Here is an 18,709-nt window from a genome sequence, read left to right as displayed (position 1 = left end):
TTTCTTATTTATTTAAAAGAGCTTTATCCGGAGTTACAAGAATTTTCACATGTTTTTTCTTTTCAGGACCAGTCAAAGCTCCAAATCCTTCTTCAACTATATCTTCAAGTGCTATTTTCTTAGTTATATATCCTTCAGCCTTAATTCTTCCATCGCTCATTTGCGCAATTGTTGCTGGAAACTCATGTCTATAGGCTAAAGTTCCTACTATTTTCTTTTCAGAAAATACTAAGACATTAGGGTTAAAGTTTATTTCATCTTCCCAAATACTTGTTATTACCATAGTTCCTTCATATTTTAGACTATCTATGCCTATATCAAAGCCTATCTTTGCTCCTGTAGTTTCAAAGGCAACATCTACACCTGTTCCACCAGTAAGTTTTTTAACCTCCATAGCTATATCAACTTCATTTGGATCAAGAACAACATCTGCTCCTGCCCTCTTTGCATATTCCTGTCTTATTGATTTTCTTTGTAACACTACTACTAATTTTGCTCCTGCTGCTTTTAAGCATTCAATAGTTGCAAGACCTATTGGTCCTGAACCAAGTACTATGGCAGTATCTCCTGTTTTAAAATTAGCAATTCTAATAGAATGAAGTGCTACCGCCATTGGTTCTACTAAAGCTCCTTGTTCATAAGTCATCTCATCTGGCATTTTATGCACATATTCTTCTGGAAATACAGTATATTCTGCAAGTCCTCCACCACTACCACAAAGTCCGTGAAATCCTAAGGAAGAGCACAGATTGTATTTACCTTCTCTACATGCTAGACATTCTCCACAAGCTACTATAGGTTCTACAATAACTCTATCACCTATTTGAAATTTTGTTACTCCTTCTCCTACTTCTGCAACTTCTCCTGAAAATTCGTGCCCTAGAACTACTGGTGCTATATTCCCACTTAAAGGATGAGGTTGTCCAACAGGTATAAAAATAGGTCCTCCTAAATATTCATGCAAATCTGAACCACATATTCCACACCATTTAACTTTAATCTTTATATTTCCTTTAGTAACCTTTGGTTCATCTACCTCCTCGACCCTAATATCTTTCTTATCATACCATAATGCTGCTTTCATAATAAAATTACCTCCTAAAAAATATAATCTAACACATTGTTAATATTCTCACATATTTATTATGCAAATCTTATGCCAGAATCATTGCTTAAAATACTTTTTAAAACATTATTCACCCTATTTTGCCTGAAGCTATGAAAATGACTACATCAAGTCTCATTCTACATTTCTAATTAAATTTACTTTAAACCTTATTTATAAATTTAATTTATATAGTAAATTAAAAAATCTCAAAATGATACACAACTTAGTGTCTCATCTTGAGATTTATTATTTTTAATTCTCATTTTGATACATATATAATTCTAATTATTGATAATAAAAAAACAAAGTAATTTATAGGTCATTTATGTTATATTTTTTTATCTTTCTATAAATAGTAGCTCTACTTATTCTTAGCATTTCCGCAGACTTTAATATGTTACCTCCGCAAAAGTTAATAGCTTTTATTATATTTTCTCTTTCTAAAATATCTATAGGTACTATTTCATCTACATCACTTGCTTTCTCATTATTAAAATTATCTTCTATTATTTGTGACTTTTCCAAATATTGTACACAAATTATATCCTTTTCACTAGAATAATAATCCCTTTCTATAGCATTTCTAAGTTCTCTTACATTTCCAGGCCAATCATGTTTTTTTAGTTCATTTATATAATCTGTTGTTATCAGTTTATATTTAGCTTTATTTTTAAAATTAAGACTATTAACAAAGTGTCTTGCTAGTGTCTCTATATCCTCCTTTCTTTCCTTCAAATGAATGGTTTTTATATTCATTACATTTAACCTGTAATACAAATCTTCTCTAAAAGTTTTTTTACTTACCTCTTCTTTTAACTCTTTATTAGTTGCTCCTATTATTCTTACATCTAATTTCTTTTCGTAATTTCCGCCTACTCTAACTATGGTATTGTTATCTAAAACTCTTAATAATTTCGATTGCATATCTAAAGGAAGTTCTCCTAATTCATCTAAGAAAATTGTTCCACCATCTGCTAATTCAAATTTCCCTGGATGTCCCTCTTTAGCAGCTCCAGTAAAAGCTCCCTTATCATAACCAAAAAATTCACTTTCCATTAGATCTCTAGGAATTGAAGCACAGTTTACAGCTACAAAAGGTCCTTCACTTCTTTGACTATAATTATGTATAGCTTGAGCTACCAGTTCTTTTCCCGTACCGCTAGGTCCTTCTATTAATATATTGCACTCACTTCTTGAAGCCCTTTTTGCAAAATTTATCATATTTATCATTTTATCGTTACTAGTTACAATGTCTTTAAACTTATAGTTAGCCTTATATCCTACCACTTTATTTACAAGCCTATGTACAGATTTACTTTCTCTAAAAGTTATAACTACTCCCATAGACCTATTATTAATATTCATAGGTACAACATTTAATATACATTTTATTCTTTTATTATTAATATTAAAATCACATTCTATGTTATTATAAGTTTCCTCATAATTTTCTATAATGTAATCAAAATTTAAATTATCTAGAGCTTCTTTTATATTTATTTCAAATATTTCATCTTGATTCATATCTAAAATATTTTCTGCTCTATGATTTACTCTCTTAATATTAAATTTTTCATCTATTACTATCATTCCCTCTACAATGGAGTCAAAAGTTATATTTAATAAATTATAGGATAATATAAGTTCTAACTGTTTCTTTATGGATTCAGCTGCTGCAATAACTATTCCCAAAGTATGCAGATGTGCATCCTTGCATATGCCAGACATATTTATACACCCTATTATTTTCCCATCACTATCATGTATAGGTGCTGATGAACACGTCCAAGAATGTTGTTGTATACCATAATGCTCAGCCCCAATAGTTTGTATTGGTTTATTTAGATATAAGCATGTTCCTATAGCATTAGTTCCTACTGCTTTTTCTGACCATAAGGCTCCCTTTGTAAATCTTAAATCCCTGGCCTTTTCTAAAATACTATCGTCACCAATAACATCTATTATATATCCATCTTTATCTGCAAGGAATAAAGCAAATCCTGAACCTGATATGGTGTTATACAAATTCTCCATTATAGAATGTGCTACTGAAACTAAATCTATATTCTCTTTAACTTTAATTCCTACAGGAGCTTTATATTTCTCAACACCTCTTCCATCCATATAGTCTACATTATACTCTTTACATCTTATCCATGAATCTCTTATATCTTTTTTAACTTTTTTATTATCTATACCGTATTTCACAAATTCATTCCATGCTTTTGTAATTAATTCCGTATAATTATCCATTCTTACACTCCCACCCCTTAAGAAATATATACTTAAAACAATAAATTTATTATTTTAGTATTTGTTTTATATCACCATGGATAAAATGTATACCTAGAACTAAATCTAATATATAAAATAATAAGAGTTATTAATATAATCCACTCCATATTTTTCACTTAGTTTCTTTAACAAATTTTTTACCTTAATATTATTTTCGTCTGGACTTTTTAAAAGTTCATTAAACTTATTCTTTTCTTTTAATGTTGCTTTATCTTTTATATATCCATAAACATGTTGTGCTGTGTTAATGAAATTTCCTCTACTAAAAGGCTTTTCTAGACACTGATCTATATACATATACACTTCTCTCATTGGTATAGGAGAATTTACTAAGCTACTACATTTTTTATAATAAGAATAATCTTTTTCCATTAAAGAATACTTATACTTCGCCCATTGCTCTGTCCTTATTGAAATTGGTAAGTCCTCATTAAGAGTGCAAATACACTTGATTGTTGATATTTCCTTATCCTTAACTTCAAGCATAACATCTGAATTAATTTCTGAAATACTTTTCATATAATCTAAAAAATTACTAGTAACAACAAACTTAGAATGAGCTCCTCCTTTTTTACTTATATCCCTATCAGAATAATGGAATTTTACTGGACCATCTTCAACCTTCCATGTATTTTTAACAGCATATAAAATATCCTTCCACTCTAAAGAACAAGGATTGAGTTGTTGATGAAGATTATCAAACACTGCTGGTATTTTAATATCATTACAAATATTTAATACATCTTCTATGGTGTAACTCTTATCATCATTCTCAATTACCAATCTTTTTTTCAAAGAGTTTGATAGTCTATTAAAATTATGCTTAAATCGTTCCATTGCAGAAAGTTTATCTCCATATACCCCTCCAACATGAAGTATAATTTTATTAGAATAGTCCACACCTAAACTATCTAAAAATTTGCAATGATACTCTAGATCCATAATACTTTTTTCAACTACTTCCTCATTAGGAGAATTTAGAACTGTATATTGACCAGGATGCATAGAAACCCTAATATTATTATTTTTTATAAAATCTCCACACTCTGTAAGTTCTTTATTGTAGGTCTCCCACCACTTTAGGTTATTAATTGGATGACTACCAAATGGAATTATATCTGAACTTATCCTAAATAAATATATTGCATTTTCTACATTCCACTTTAATATATTCATTAAATCATCAATGTTACTTCTAACACACTGATTAAAAACATTATCACTAAAATTTTTTAATAAAAAGCTTCTTGAAGTTTTATATGGAATAGATGCAGGTGTACATGCATATCCAATTCTATTTTTTTCAAGCAACTTACAACACCATCCTTTTACTTAAATGAAAAGTAATAAACTAATTGCCATTACAGCCATTCCAGCTACTAGACCGTAGATAGATAAATGATGTTCACCATATTCTCTTGCAGATGGAAGTAATTCATCAAGAGAAATGAATATCATAATACCAGCAACTATAGCAAAAATAATTCCAAGAGTAACATTGTTAATAAATGGCATTAGCACTAAATAACCAATAATAGCACCTAGAGGCTCTGACAGTCCAGATAGAAAAGAATATAGAAAGGCTTTCTTTCTACTACCTGTAGCATAAAATACTGGAACTGATACTGCGATACCCTCAGGAATATTATGAATAGCAATAGCAATTGTTATAGGTATGGCTATTGATGGTTCTTGTAATGCAGAAATAAAAGTAGCCAATCCTTCTGGAAAGTTATGAATAGCCACTGCTAGTGCTGTAAGTAATCCCATTCTAAGCAATTTCTTATTATCTTTTGATGTATCTTTTAAATTTTCATTTTCCGTTCCCTCTAACTCTTCAATTTTATAAATATCATGAGGATTTTCACCACTTGGTATAAGTTTGTCAATAATAGCTATAATTAACATACCAAAAAAGAAAGCTCCTACTGTAACCCAAGAACCCAATTTAAATCCAAGTTCAACGGATAATAAGTTCCTAGCTTCAACAAAAATTTCTATCATAGAAACATATATCATAACTCCTGCAGAAAATCCTAAACTGATTGATAAAAACTTTGTATTGGTCTTTTTAGCAAAAAATGCAAGAGCACTTCCAATTCCTGTACATAGCCCTGCAAATAACGTTAATGCAAAGGCAATAAAAACCTGTTCCATATCTTTTCCCCCTAATTCCTATATTTTATTCATTTACTTATTAATAATTTACACAAACTTGTTTAATCATTACAATATCAATTAATACAACTTTTACTAATTTTCACCCTAATTGAACCTAATCATTTTCATAGGATGAATTACTCTATTTTCCTTTAATAGTATAATTATTATATCATAATCAATTTAAAAATCACTACTATGCTATCCTATATAAAATAGCTGGATTTAAGAATAAGTTTGCCTAGTATGATAATTATTCATACTAGGCAAACTTATTTATAAAATACTAATTATCACATAAAACTATAATTTGTGATGGTGTTGTAATTGCAGGTATACTCTTGGTACTCATTCCATATACAACCACAAGATTTCTATTTTCTATATTTCCCAAAAATCTCTGGCCATTTTCAAGTAATATTTGTGTTCTATTACTAATGTTAAGTCTAAGTGAATCATCTCTACTGACTAATCTTCTATTGAAATGAGACACTTTGACATTTTCTTTTTTTGATTTTCTGGCTATAACAATAGCTCTATACTGTGGTGGAAATATTAATGGAACAGGTGCCAGTGCATCATAAAATCCAATTATATAATCACCAGGTCTTATATTAACATGGTCTACAAAGTAAGTATCTCGGCTAACTACTAAGTTAAAATCATCATCTCTTCTTCCTCTTACTGACATTATCATTGTACATGCCGATGTGTCATTTACTGATGTTTTCATCACTTCTATACTTTTAACTATACCTTCAACACTTAAAAATTCCTTCACTATTATTCCTCCATATAATAACATACTGTGTTGTTATTATATTATGGATTGAAAAAACTTGTGTTACAATTTAAATATCTTCTTTAAAAATATAAAAGTAATAAAGAATGCTTATCTACCTATTTTTTTCAAAATTTTAGTACAATTATGGGTACACTAAAGCTAAATTTTACTTTACCATTCTTTTCTTATCATCAGATAAATCAAGACCTAATGTTCCACCTGGATTCATAATATTATTTGGATCAAAATGATTTTTTAATACCTTGAATACCTCCATTTGATTTTTACCTATTTGACCTTCAAGCCAAGGGGCTGTCATCTTTCCTATTCCATGGTGATGACTCATCGCAGCTCCATACTTCTGAATATTATCAAGTATTCCATATTGATATTCTAAATACTCATCTATTTTATTCATTTTAGCTATAAAAATAAAGTACAGATTTGCACCTTGTGGATAAACATGAGACATATGTGTCATACAAATTGTATTTGGTCTACTTTTGCAGTAAGCTCTTACTCCCTTATGAACGTAATCCATATTCTCCCAGTTAACTGAACATTCAAGGGTATCAGTCATAATACCATAATCCTGTAAATCTTCTCTTAAATATGGATCTCTAAATCTTCCGTGCTCCCATGCCTTAGTTACATATCCTGTGGTCGACATAGCTCCATACGCTTTACATATCTTATGAACCTTTTTCCTTACTACCTTTGTAAAACATGTTTCTCCATCTGTAAATCCTAAAAACATACATCTCTCATTTGTCTTATATCCTCTTACAGTCATTATTTTATCAATAATTGTTCCTTCTACTCCATAGAGTTTCATCATAACATCAGTTTCTTCTGGGTCTGATAATCTAAATACTGATGGAAATCCAAATTGCCCTTGCATAATCTCTCTTGCTGCATTTCTAGCATCTTCCCAGTTCTTGAATATATAACTAAATCTCCTTTGATTTTCTGGCATGTATCTAAAAATCTTAAGAGTTACAGAAACTAATATTCCATAGGCACCTTCACTTCCCATCATGATTTCATCGATGGATGGTCCTGTAGCTAATGCAGGATATTCATCAGTTTTTATTTCTCCAACCGGCGTGATATACTCTTGACATATAACCATATCCTCAATCTTTCCAAAGTAGGTTGAATTCTGACCTGCTCCTCTAGTTACAACCCAGCCTCCAACTGCCGAATATTCAAAGGATTGAGGGAAATGCCCACAGGTATATGCCCTCTTTGCACCAAAGAGTTCCTTTGCTTTATTTAATGTTTCTTCTAGTTTCGGACCTGACATACCAGCTTCTACAGTTATTGTTTGATTTATTTCATTAAAGTTAACTACCTTATTCATATAAACTCTCATATCTAAGGATACTCCACCTTTTACACACTCAACGCCTCTAGTTACAGATGAACCTCCTCCGTAAACATACACTGGTATTTTCTCTTCATTACAGTACTCAACTATTTCTTTTATGTCTTCTTTGCTTCTTGGATGCATTACTATATCAGGAATATTTTCAACGATACCTTCTCTAAGTCTCATTGAATCTATCATAGTTTTTCCATATGCTATTTGAAGCCTTGAATAAGGGTCCATTCTTACATTATTTTCTCCTACTATGTGTTTAAAGTGAGCAATTTGCCCTTCAGTTAAAGTAACTTCTTTTTCAAAATCAACCTTTTCTAAGCCCATTTTTTGTGGTGTTTCGAAATCCTCATCAGTCATTTCAAAGGTTCTCTTCATTAAATCATATAATCTAGGGTTTGGATGTTTAAATTCCTTAGGATTTCCCCATTTTAAAATAGATCTATATGATCCTTCTGGTGGTAAATCTTCATACCATTTCGGTGTAAAATTATTTTCATTTTTATTCATAAATAATTCCCCCATATACAATTAAATACCTGGATAATTTGTTATCTTTCCAATATCTGAATATAGTGATTTAAGTCTTCTATATATTCTCTTGTAAACATTCTTAAAAAGTTTTGAATATATTTCTGTATATTCTTTTTCTGGAGTAAATATTTTTTTATAATGAACCATTTTCTCAATAGCTTCATTGTAAGTTACATATTTACCTAAAGCTACAAAAGTTATAATAGCTGCTCCTAATCCTGACGTCTCATGGGTCGTAGTTTTATAAACCTTTCTATTTAGCATACTGGCAGTTATTTGACAAATAGTATCACTTTGAGAGCCGCCTCCTGAAACCATTACATACTTCACTTTTTCCTTAGTCTTTCTTTCTATTTTTTCTATTCCATCTAATAATCCATAATTTATTCCTTCAATAATAGCTCGATAAATATGGCTTCTTGTATGAACATCTCCAAAACCTATAATTGCTCCCTTTGCCTCAGGATATTTTAAACCTGGCCCCCAATATGGTTGAAGCATTAACCCATGGCATCCCGGTGGAACATCCTTTAATCTTTCATTTAATATTTCTTCATAAGAAATACCTCTTTCTTCAGCTTCCATAGCTTCCTTTCTAGCAAATTCCCTCTTAAACCAACTAATCATCCAATACCCCCTAAAAATTTCAAATTCTGGATTGTAATATCCTGGGATGCAAGCTGGATAAGCTGGCATAAACATTAAAGGCTCTATATATTTTTTTGACATAGTCTGAACTGTAGCCGTTGTTCCAAAACTTAAATTTACCCATTTTTCATTCTTACAACCTGTACCTAAGGTTTCACAACCTTTATCTGATCCTGCTGCAATAACAGGTATTCCAATCTTTAACCCTGTAAGCTTTGAGACTTCATAACTTATCTCTCCAATTTTTTCCCCTACTTCTACTAACTTCGGTAGCTTATCTCTTTCAACTCCTGAAATCTCCCACCTGTAATCTTTATTACCTTTTGGCCAATCCTTCTTTTTAAAATTAAAAGGTATATGTCCAATCTGAGATGCTATGGAGTCTACAAAGTTTCCTGTTAATTTAAAATTTAAGTATCCTGAAAGTAATAAATATTTATAAGTGTTTCTCCATATTTCCGGCTGATTTTCCATTATCCAATTTGCTTTACATTTTTTCCTTGAAACTTCTATGGCTTTTTTCATTCCAATTAACCTAAAGAGAAAATCATATCTTTTACTTATAGGTTTTTTACACTCTGCCATCCTCTGATCTAACCATATTATTGCAGGTCTTAATGCTTCCCCATTTTTATCTACATTTATTCCTGTATCTCTTTGTGTTGTTACTGATACTGCAAGTATCTCATTGAAAAAAGTAGAATTATTCTCTTTTAGTGCTGTACATACATGACATACACCTTGCCACCAAATCTCTGGATCTTGTTCTGCCCATCCTGGTTTATTTGAAAAGTATGGTTGAAAATCTAACTTCTCTTTAGCTACTAATGTACCTAATCCATTAAATATCAACGCTCTTACACTTTGTGTCCCACAATCTATGGAGAGAACATATTTATCCTCCATTCGGATACTCCTCCTTTAATATCTCAATCAAACTTGAGGTTGAAATTATATTAACTCCAGTGTTTAATATATTTTCAATTATTACATCATTTATATCAACATGATTTGTTATTATTACTTTACTTATTTCTCTCATCACATTAAATATTTTACTCTTTGGAATCAGTCCATCAGTTCTCACCGGTAGTCTTGGCATTTCCTTATATATTGTATTTACTGTTGAAGCAATACTTCTTAGTGGATTTTTAATCTCATTAATTCCAAATTCTATTCCTCTTTTGCACTTATTACCTTCCACTAATAGTTCTTCATTTTCTTCAATTATAGTAAGTTTACAACCATTAGGACACACTATACAGGTGATTTTTTTTAACTCCACCTTATACACCTTCTTTAATTTTACTCATAACCAAATTTAGATTATCCATATTATTTACAGAAAATGATTTTAAGTTCAAAATTATTTTTTCCATCTCTGGGGGCTTTATTATATTATACTTTTTCATAAATACTACCTTGTTACCTAAGTAAAATTCCACTTTTACATCTTCTATTATATCTTTACTTCTAAAGTAAATTGTTATATCTTTATCTATAAAATTTAAATCTATGCTTTGTGGTACTACATATAGAAATTCTTTTTTATCAAAGGTTATATCCACTAATTTTCTATAACTATTTTCTTTATAAGTTGCTGCCTGTTCTCCAGCATATTTCCCACTTTCTGATACATAATCTACTAAATCATTAACATGAAGAGAATTTCCACAGGAAAATACCCCATTTACACTTGTTCTAAAGTTATGATCTACCTTTGGTCCTTTTGTTGATGGATCAATTTCTATATTCAAACTTTCTGCTACCTCATTTTCTGGTATTAATCCTACTGATAATATTAATCCATCACACTTAATTATCTCTTCTGTTCCATCAATGAGCTTCATATTTTCGTCAACTCTACATGTTTCGACCGCTGAAACTTTACTCTCCCCTATTACCCTAGTTACTGTATGGGATAAATGTAATGGAATATTGTAATCTTCTAAGCATTGCATAATATTTCGGCTTAATCCTGAAGGAGTACTTTTCATTTCATACACACCTATAACCTTGGCACCTTCTAAGGTTAACCTTCTAGCCATAATTAATCCAATATCTCCACTTCCTAAAATCACACAGTTTTTACAAGGTAGATAACCCATGATATTTGTTAAATACTGTGCTGTTCCTGCTGAATATATACCAGCAGGTCTATCTCCATTTATAAAAACTTGTCTAGACGTTCTCTCTCTACATCCATTTGCTAAAACTAACGCCTTAGAGCTAACCTGAAAAACATCTTCTTTTGAATTTATTAAGGTTAATATAAAACTTTCTTCTACCTTTTCTACTTTACTTACAAATGTTGATTTATAAATTGATATCTCTTTTTCCCCAATCTTTCTCATATATCTATCGGCATATTCTGGTCCACTAAGTGTCTCATTGAAGGTAATTAATCCAAATCCATCATGAATACATTGTTTTAATATTCCACCTAATTTTTCTTCTCTTTCAACAATTAATGTTTTACCTCCCTTCTCATTAGATGCTAATGCTGCTGCAAGCCCCGCTGGACCTCCACCTATAACTATTACATCAAAGTGAAATTTATTGTCTTTCATTTAATTTCACCTCATTATCATTTATTGTGAGATTATTATATTTACTTTGGACTTTTTCTATAAGAATGTTAGAATCCTTACCTTTCTTAGTTATTTCATCAAAACTTTTACCACATTCCTCATTAATAATCTTTAACACCTGTGGCAAACAAAAGCCTCCTTGACATCTGCCTGCCCCAGCCTTAACTCTTCTTTTTATAGCATCTACTGTATTGACTTTTATAGGACTTCTTAACGCATCTTGAACTTCACCTTTGCTTATTTCCTCGCATCTACAAATTATTTCACCATATTCTGGTTTCTCTTTTATTAGCTTAGCCTTTTCCTCAAAAGACATATTTCTTACTTCTGGTATTACTTTTCTTATTGGATTCCAATAATCTTTTTTCTTTAACTGTATTTTTTCAGCTAGTAATACACAGGTTAACTTCTCAATTTCCTCTGCTATAGCTGGTGCAGATGCAAGACCTGGTGATTGGATACCTGCTGCATAAATTAAATTATCAACACGTCCAGATCGTTCAATGATAAAATCTTCTTCATAAGTAGCGGCTCTTATTCCTGCATAATATGTTATTACATCACCATAAGATAATTTAGGTACTACAGGTAAATGCTTTCTTAATATATTCTCTATATTTGTTGAATTTGTAGAATAATCTTCTCTAAAGGGTTGTTCATAAGCATCAGGCCCTACCAAAATATTTCCATCTATTGTTTTTATAATACCTCCACCCTTGGTATTTCCTTTAGTCAGGTTTAAGCTTGGCTTAGCTATCACTCCATTAATTAAAGAACCTTTCTTTCTATCTAATATTAGCGTCTCTCCTTTTCTTGGATGTATTGTGAAAAACTGATCACCTGCCATGTTAGCAATTTTATCAGCAAAGATTCCAGCTGCATTTATAATTACCTTAGGATATATTAATCCTCTATTTGTATTTACTCCAATAATCTCATTTCCATCCATAAGCAATGATTCTACTAAGGTATCTAAGGAAAAATCGACTCCATTTATAGCTGCATTTTCTGCAAAAGCATAGGTCATCCTATAAGGAGATAATATACCTGTTGTTCCAAAATGAACTGCCCCAACTATATTCTCCGTCACATTCGGTTCTATTTTTTTTACCTGTACCTTATTTAAAATAACTACATCCTTTACTCCAGCCTTCCGTGATCTATTCATAAGGTAAGGTTTAGCTAACCTTATAAATCCTCTATCAAAAAGCACTGTAGAGCCACATCTTTCAAAAGGTACCCCTAGCTCCTTTGTAATCTTTGAATAAAGCTCATTACCTCTAACATTAAATATGGATTTTTTACTTCCTATAGGAGCTTCTATACCTGGATGTATCATCCCATCATTTCTTGATGATGTGTGCATTGCCAAATCTGATTCTTTTTCAAGCAATAAAATAGACATTTCCCACTTTGCAAGCTCTCTGGCAATAGCACACCCTATAACTCCTCCTCCAATAATAAGTACATCTACCCTTTTTCCATTTAAATTTGAATCTCTTATAATCGGTGCTTTAATTATAGGTATTTTTAAACCTTTCACAGTTATTTGATTTACTACACCCTTGTATCCTCTTTTAGATGCAAGTTTACCAGCTTTAATAACCATATCCCAACTCTCTACCTGTCCTTCTAAAATGATGGAAGAGTTCCATTCTCTGCAGTAAATCTCTTTATTAACCTCTTTTTGTATAAGTCTTTGAACCTTTTCATATTTTTTTATCATTACATATCCCTTCCTTAGGATGTTCGGACATCTTAACTTCTCTGTATATACTATGATTTAACTATAAAATAAATACTTATTTTCAATAATTTATCATAGGTACATAGTATAAATTTTCTGGAACTATAAAATTTAAATAATAGAATGGTTCTTCATTATTTTCTTCATATATCCATCTTTCCATAACTAATACTCTTGTAGTTTCATCTATTTCTAACAGACTTTTTTCTTCGCTATTAGGAATTCTAATAGTTATCGTCTGATCTACCTTTGATATGTCTACCTTTAAATCATTTATAATCATACTTGCCAAGGATTTTTTAAAATCAAATTTACTATTATCATTAGAAAACCGCTGTGAAAAATATGAATTCTCAATGGCTACCGGGATTTCTTCAACAGTTCTTAACCTTTTTACATAAAGGCACTTTTGATTCATTTTCCATCTCATCTTATTTGTTAATTCCTCGGCTGGGATAAAAAAATTCTCATCTAGTATTTTGTTGCTAATCTTTATTCCCTTAGTTCTTAATGTAAAAGTTAAACTAATAAGTGGCTCAAATCCCAAAGAAGGCTTATCTCTTAAAACAAATGTACCAATTCCTTGTTTCTTATACAGATACCCTTGACTAACTAATAAGTCTATAGCTTGTCTTATTGTAGCTCTACCTACTTCATAGTTCTCCATCAGTTCCCTTTCAGTTGGAATTCGAGAATTAACCTCCCATCTACCACTTATAATTGCCTTGGTTATTTCTTCTTTTACTTGTATATATAACGGTGTTTTATTATATCTATCTATCATTATTAATTCCTCCAATGTTTTTTATATTTATATGCTGGATGATTTATATGATTACCAATTTATTAACATGTTGAGGATTATTTATATCTCTTAATTTATATTTTTTAATTATAAAGAAAGAAGAAAGGCAATTGTATCAATAATTAAGTATAATTAAAAAGGCAGCCTGAAACTACTTTTCAGGCTGCCTTATATAATATTATATAATATACTAACACCAATTTATTTAACTTTCCTATGATATTTTAAAATGAACATATTTCTCAAGAATAACTTACTTTTAAAATTATTTTTAAACTTATATGTGATTATCAATTGATTTCATTGTCTTTGAATACTTCTTATAGTAAAAATATCCTAACACTGCCCATAAAATCACTAATACCATAGAAGATCTACTTAATCTTGCAGGAGAACGTGGTATTATCAATAATCCTATGAATACTAGCCCTATAAAAGCCCCCAATGCTGAAAAATATTTGTCAACTCCTATTGAGTTTTTAACCCCAATATAACATACATAAAAATATGCTACTGCTGCTAGTAAGGATGACATATCTACAATATAAATAATAACTTCTCTACCAAACCATGGCGCTATTAAACTGACTACGGCTATAAATTTAACTCCATTTTCGAAAACACCATTTTTATTTTTCTCTTTGTACTTTGCTGGGATAAATTTATATCTCGACAAAGTTCCAATTAACTTGCTACTCCCTAACATAAACCCATTTATCCCCCCTGCTACCGCACCAGCTAGGGATATTATTAGTAGAATAAAGCCTATATATCCCATATTATCAAGTACTGCAGACCCTAAAGCCCACTGCTCCAATAAGGCTTTCTCTGGAGTATAAACTAGACCTGTTGTAATATTTAATAGGTTATAAAAAAGTGCTCCAGCAAATATTGCTAGTAATGCCATTCTTGTAGCTTTTGGTGCTTCAAAATTCAAATCTGTGGATACTTGCGGTATTACATCAAAGCCAACAAACAAGAAGGGTACTATAGCAAAAACTTTTACTACTTCAGTAATATTAAACTTATAGTTATTAATATAGGTATCTCTAATCAAGCTGTGGTCTACCTTCATAAACATGAAAGCAAACACTATAATTACATTTACCACCATTAATAAAATTAAGATGTTCTGTACCATGGAACTCAATTTCAATCCTTTGATATTAATATAAGCAAATACAAGAATTATCAAGCTGGCAATGATAACCTCTGACAAGTATACTGGATAACCTGCTACTTGATATAGATATATAAAATCCACTGCTGAACCAAATAACCTTTTAAGCACCAATACAAAGGCTGTGGCATTAAGTGGAACCATACTTATATAACACAATGTCAATGACCATCCTACTATAAATCCATTTCCCTTTCCTAAATTATTGTAAGTATAAGAGAATTCTCCCCCATCTTCATTATGCTTCTCCATCATTATGTGATAACCCTTTTGTATAAAAACAATAGCAAGACCACCAAGTATAAAACCGATGGCCGTGCTAATAATACCACTTTCATGGAGAAACTTTGAACCTGGCAAGGTAAATGAACCCCATCCAATAATAGATCCTAATGCTAAGGCTAATATGTCTATTCTGTTCAACTTTTTCTTCATAAAATTCAATCCTTAATTAAAATTATATTCTGTAACTATCTTTGCTCTTCCTGTTACTTGATCTTGATAATATTCATAGCAACAAATACCTAGATAAGAACCAGATATATTGATTACATTATCATATCCACTATTTTGTAGTGCCATTACTGCATTATAACTTCTTTGACTTGAACGACAATGTAAATATACAGGTTTATCCTTTGGTATTTCAGACATTCTTTCTCTGATTTCACTTAATGGAATATTTACTGAATTCTTAAGATGTCCTTGTTCATATTCATGCTTCTCTCTTACATCTACAATAAATTCGTCGTTTTCTACTAACTCCCTAACTATCGTTACTGGTACTTGTCTAAACTTACCATATAATAAATTTAGTCCTACTAAAGCTGCAAAATTAACTACATCTTTTGCTGTTCCAAATAAAGGAGCATAACATAACTCTAATTCCTTTAAATTCTCTAAGGTTCCACCCATTGTTATCATCGTTGCAATTACATCTATTCTCTTATCTACATTTCCTTTTCCTATAGCCTGTGCTCCAAGAATTCTTCCTGTTGGATATTCATATATTAATTTGAAATGCATTGGATTACTATCTGGCATTAAGCCAACTTTATCTCCTGGAATAATGTATACAAAATCATAAGAAATACCTGCTGCTTTAGCAGCTTTTTCATTTAATCCTGTAGAAGCTGCTCCTAGATCAAATACTTGAACTACAGATGATCCTATAACTCCATTATTATTGTGATGAATATTATACATATTATCAGCTGCTGCCCTAGCCTGTCTTTGAGCTGGTCCTGCTAAAGCCAGCCTTGAAGTTTTATGTGTTAAGCGATTATAAACTTCTATAGCATCACCTACAGCATATATATCTTTATCATTAGTCAAATAGTTATAATCAACTTTAATGCCTCCAGTTACTCCAATTTCAAGTCCTGCATCCTTAGCTAATCCTGTTTCCGGACTAACACCAATTGCCATTACTACAACTTTTGCAGCCACCTTTTTACCTGATTGTAATTCTACAAAGTCTTCATCTATCTTCTTAACTCCATCACTTAATATAAGGTTTACTCCCTTATCCATCATTTCCTTGTGAAGTATTTGAGCTATATCATAGTCAAAAGGACTCATTATTTGATCAAGTGCTTCTATAAGGCTTACATTCTTATCTGCTAAACATAGGTTTTCTGCTACTTCAACCCCTATAAAACCACCACCAACAACAGCAATATCCTTAATATTGTTACTATCAATATAATTCTTTAGTTTCTTTATATCAACTACATTCCTTACTGTAAATACATTGGAACCTGTTACTCCTTCAATACTTCTTGGCAATATTGGATTAGCTCCTGGAGATAGAACTAATTTGTCATAGTACTCTTCATATTCTTCTCCTGTAAGAAGGTTCTTAACTACTACTTTTTTATCTTCTCTTATAATTTTTATAACTTCACTATTAACTCTAGCTTCAATATTATATTGATTTTTGAACTGTGTTGGACACATTAAAACTAAATCATCACCATTTTCCACCATGCCACTTAAATGAAATGGTAAAGCGCAGTTAGAAAAAGATACATGAGGTCCCTTCTCAAACATAATTATTTCTGCTTCTTCATCAATTCTACGTGCTCTTGCTGCAACTGAAGCTCCTCCAGCAACTCCTCCAATAATTAAAATTCTTTTACCCATAACAATGATACCTCCTTTTAATGTTGTTTAAATAGTCTTTTAGCTAGTGTATTTCCTACAATACCACCAACTACCATGAAAATTAAGAAAATCCAACCGGAAAGTGAGAAATTTGCAATTGGTGTATATAATGCTCCTACATTACATCCATTAGCAAGTCTAGTACCTAATCCCATAGTAATTCCGCCTAGTGCATATAGTAATACTTCTCTTACTGTAATATGCATCTCTGACATAAATGTTTTCTTAAACTTACCAGCAGTTAACAAGTATATACTAGTTCCAATGAGTATTCCAAAGTTTTGCACTGAAACAGCATGTTCAAAGAATGGAACAAGATACGCCTTTGCTGGCATTTGAGTAAAGGCTGCCAAGGATTCTGGTGAAACTCCAAATATCATCAAGAATTTACCAAACCATATTCCATAAGGAGTAGATGCGCCCCATCCAGCCTTAGTAATTCCCATTAACAAAGCAAATAATATACCTATAACTACAGCCCCTTGCACTAATGTCCAAGGTTTTACAAATAATCTGTTGTATGTTGTTTCACTTAAAAGCTTGTAATTCTTAGTCTCTAACACTTCATTTTCATCCTGTACCTTTTCCATTGAGTGACCAGTATAAGTATTATTTTGCTTACGACTTCTCTCGTAACGGTATGATATAAATACAACTACTCCACAAAATAATGCCATTAATACTAAGGCACCTAGATATCCTTCAAGACCATCCCATTTAAATAGATCTGGTAGGAATACACCTCCTGCCAACTTTTCACCTACTGGAGTTGAAAACCAAGAGTTCTTAACCCATCCTACAGTATTTTGTATAGGGAATCCTAAGAATACTCCTAACCCAAAGAAGATTAATGTAATAAACGCTCTAGGAAGACCTGTTATTAAGTCCGTAAGTACTCCTGATGCACAACATGATGAAAATGACATACCAAACCCAAATAGTATTGCCCCTAATATAAGACCAAAGTTAATTGGGTTTATCCACAGATCGTAACTAGCTGAATCTGCCTTGAATAAAAATGCAGTAGTCAATAAAGATGAGATAAAGAACAAGAACATTAGTGTCCTCATTAATTTTGTTGATCCTGTGTTAAATGCACGATTAACACTACCTGCAAATCCTGTATAAGCCCTAGATAAAGCATAACCTAATCCCACACCCACTAAAAGTCTAAAAAATAGCATGTCAGTTTTTAATAATGTCTTTCCTAAAAGTAATACTAGTAAAATTCCTATAAATCCTAAAATTTGTTCAGTCTTTTTCATTTTTTTCCTCCTTATACTTTTAATCGTTCTGTTAAGTTATATGAA

General features: G+C 31.2%; 14 protein-coding genes. All 14 read right to left on the bottom strand.

Going from position 1 to position 18,709, the window contains the following annotated elements; all coding sequences use genetic code 11:
* Positions 1-4: 4 nt before the first annotated feature.
* A complete protein-coding gene (locus tag B2694_RS00565; protein ID WP_346884109.1) occupies positions 5-1,084 on the bottom strand; it encodes a 2,3-butanediol dehydrogenase in 1,080 nt (359 codons plus the stop codon).
* Positions 1,085-1,420: 336 nt separating this feature from the next.
* Positions 1,421-3,361, bottom strand: a complete 1,941-nt coding sequence (locus tag B2694_RS00560) for a sigma-54-dependent Fis family transcriptional regulator (protein WP_346884108.1) — start codon at positions 3,359-3,361, stop codon at positions 1,421-1,423.
* A gap of 105 nt (positions 3,362-3,466) precedes the next feature.
* Positions 3,467-4,714, bottom strand: a complete 1,248-nt coding sequence (gene uvsE / locus B2694_RS00555) for a UV DNA damage repair endonuclease UvsE (RefSeq protein ID WP_346884107.1) — start codon at positions 4,712-4,714, stop codon at positions 3,467-3,469.
* Between the two features lie 21 nt (positions 4,715-4,735).
* Positions 4,736-5,560 (bottom strand): zinc transporter ZupT, encoded by an 825-nt coding sequence (gene zupT / locus B2694_RS00550; RefSeq protein WP_150841597.1) that lies wholly within the window; start codon positions 5,558-5,560, stop codon positions 4,736-4,738.
* A 289-nt stretch (positions 5,561-5,849) separates the two neighbouring features.
* Entirely contained in the window at positions 5,850-6,344 is a 495-nt protein-coding gene (locus B2694_RS00545; protein WP_346884106.1) for a hypothetical protein, read from the bottom strand.
* A 169-nt stretch (positions 6,345-6,513) separates the two neighbouring features.
* On the bottom strand, positions 6,514-8,238 hold the full coding sequence (locus B2694_RS00540) for an FAD-binding oxidoreductase (protein WP_346884105.1): 1,725 nt from the start codon (positions 8,236-8,238) through the stop codon (positions 6,514-6,516).
* Positions 8,239-8,259: 21 nt separating this feature from the next.
* Complete coding sequence (locus B2694_RS00535) at positions 8,260-9,816, bottom strand: FGGY-family carbohydrate kinase (protein WP_346884104.1); 1,557 nt, start codon at positions 9,814-9,816, stop codon at positions 8,260-8,262.
* A complete protein-coding gene (locus tag B2694_RS00530) occupies positions 9,806-10,195 on the bottom strand; it encodes a DUF1667 domain-containing protein (RefSeq protein WP_346884103.1) in 390 nt (129 codons plus the stop codon). Before B2694_RS00530 ends, B2694_RS00535 begins: the two co-directional genes overlap by 11 nt.
* Position 10,196: 1 nt before the next feature.
* A complete protein-coding gene (locus B2694_RS00525) occupies positions 10,197-11,480 on the bottom strand; it encodes an NAD(P)/FAD-dependent oxidoreductase (protein ID WP_346884102.1) in 1,284 nt (427 codons plus the stop codon).
* The gene (locus tag B2694_RS00520) at positions 11,467-13,227 is read right to left on the bottom strand and encodes an NAD(P)/FAD-dependent oxidoreductase (RefSeq protein ID WP_346884101.1); all 1,761 of its coding nucleotides are present in this window, start codon (positions 13,225-13,227) and stop codon (positions 11,467-11,469) included. The genes B2694_RS00525 and B2694_RS00520 overlap by 14 nt, the downstream gene beginning before the upstream one ends.
* Positions 13,228-13,309: 82 nt before the next feature.
* Positions 13,310-14,032: a GntR family transcriptional regulator gene (locus tag B2694_RS00515; protein ID WP_346884100.1), complete on the bottom strand. Its 723-nt coding sequence runs from the start codon at positions 14,030-14,032 to the stop codon at positions 13,310-13,312.
* Positions 14,033-14,330: 298 nt separating this feature from the next.
* A complete protein-coding gene (locus B2694_RS00510) occupies positions 14,331-15,668 on the bottom strand; it encodes an APC family permease (protein ID WP_346884099.1) in 1,338 nt (445 codons plus the stop codon).
* A gap of 12 nt (positions 15,669-15,680) precedes the next feature.
* Positions 15,681-17,378: an FAD-dependent oxidoreductase gene (locus tag B2694_RS00505; RefSeq protein WP_346884098.1), complete on the bottom strand. Its 1,698-nt coding sequence runs from the start codon at positions 17,376-17,378 to the stop codon at positions 15,681-15,683.
* 17 nt (positions 17,379-17,395) lie between these two features.
* A complete protein-coding gene (locus B2694_RS00500) occupies positions 17,396-18,664 on the bottom strand; it encodes a YeeE/YedE family protein (RefSeq protein WP_346884097.1) in 1,269 nt (422 codons plus the stop codon).
* Positions 18,665-18,709 lie beyond the last annotated feature (45 nt).

It is taken from the genome of Clostridium sp. UBA4395, assembly GCF_002390995.1.
GTDB lineage: Bacteria > Bacillota > Clostridia > Clostridiales > Clostridiaceae > Clostridium_J > Clostridium_J sulfidigenes.
This window is presented reverse-complemented; position numbering and strand designations above follow the sequence as displayed.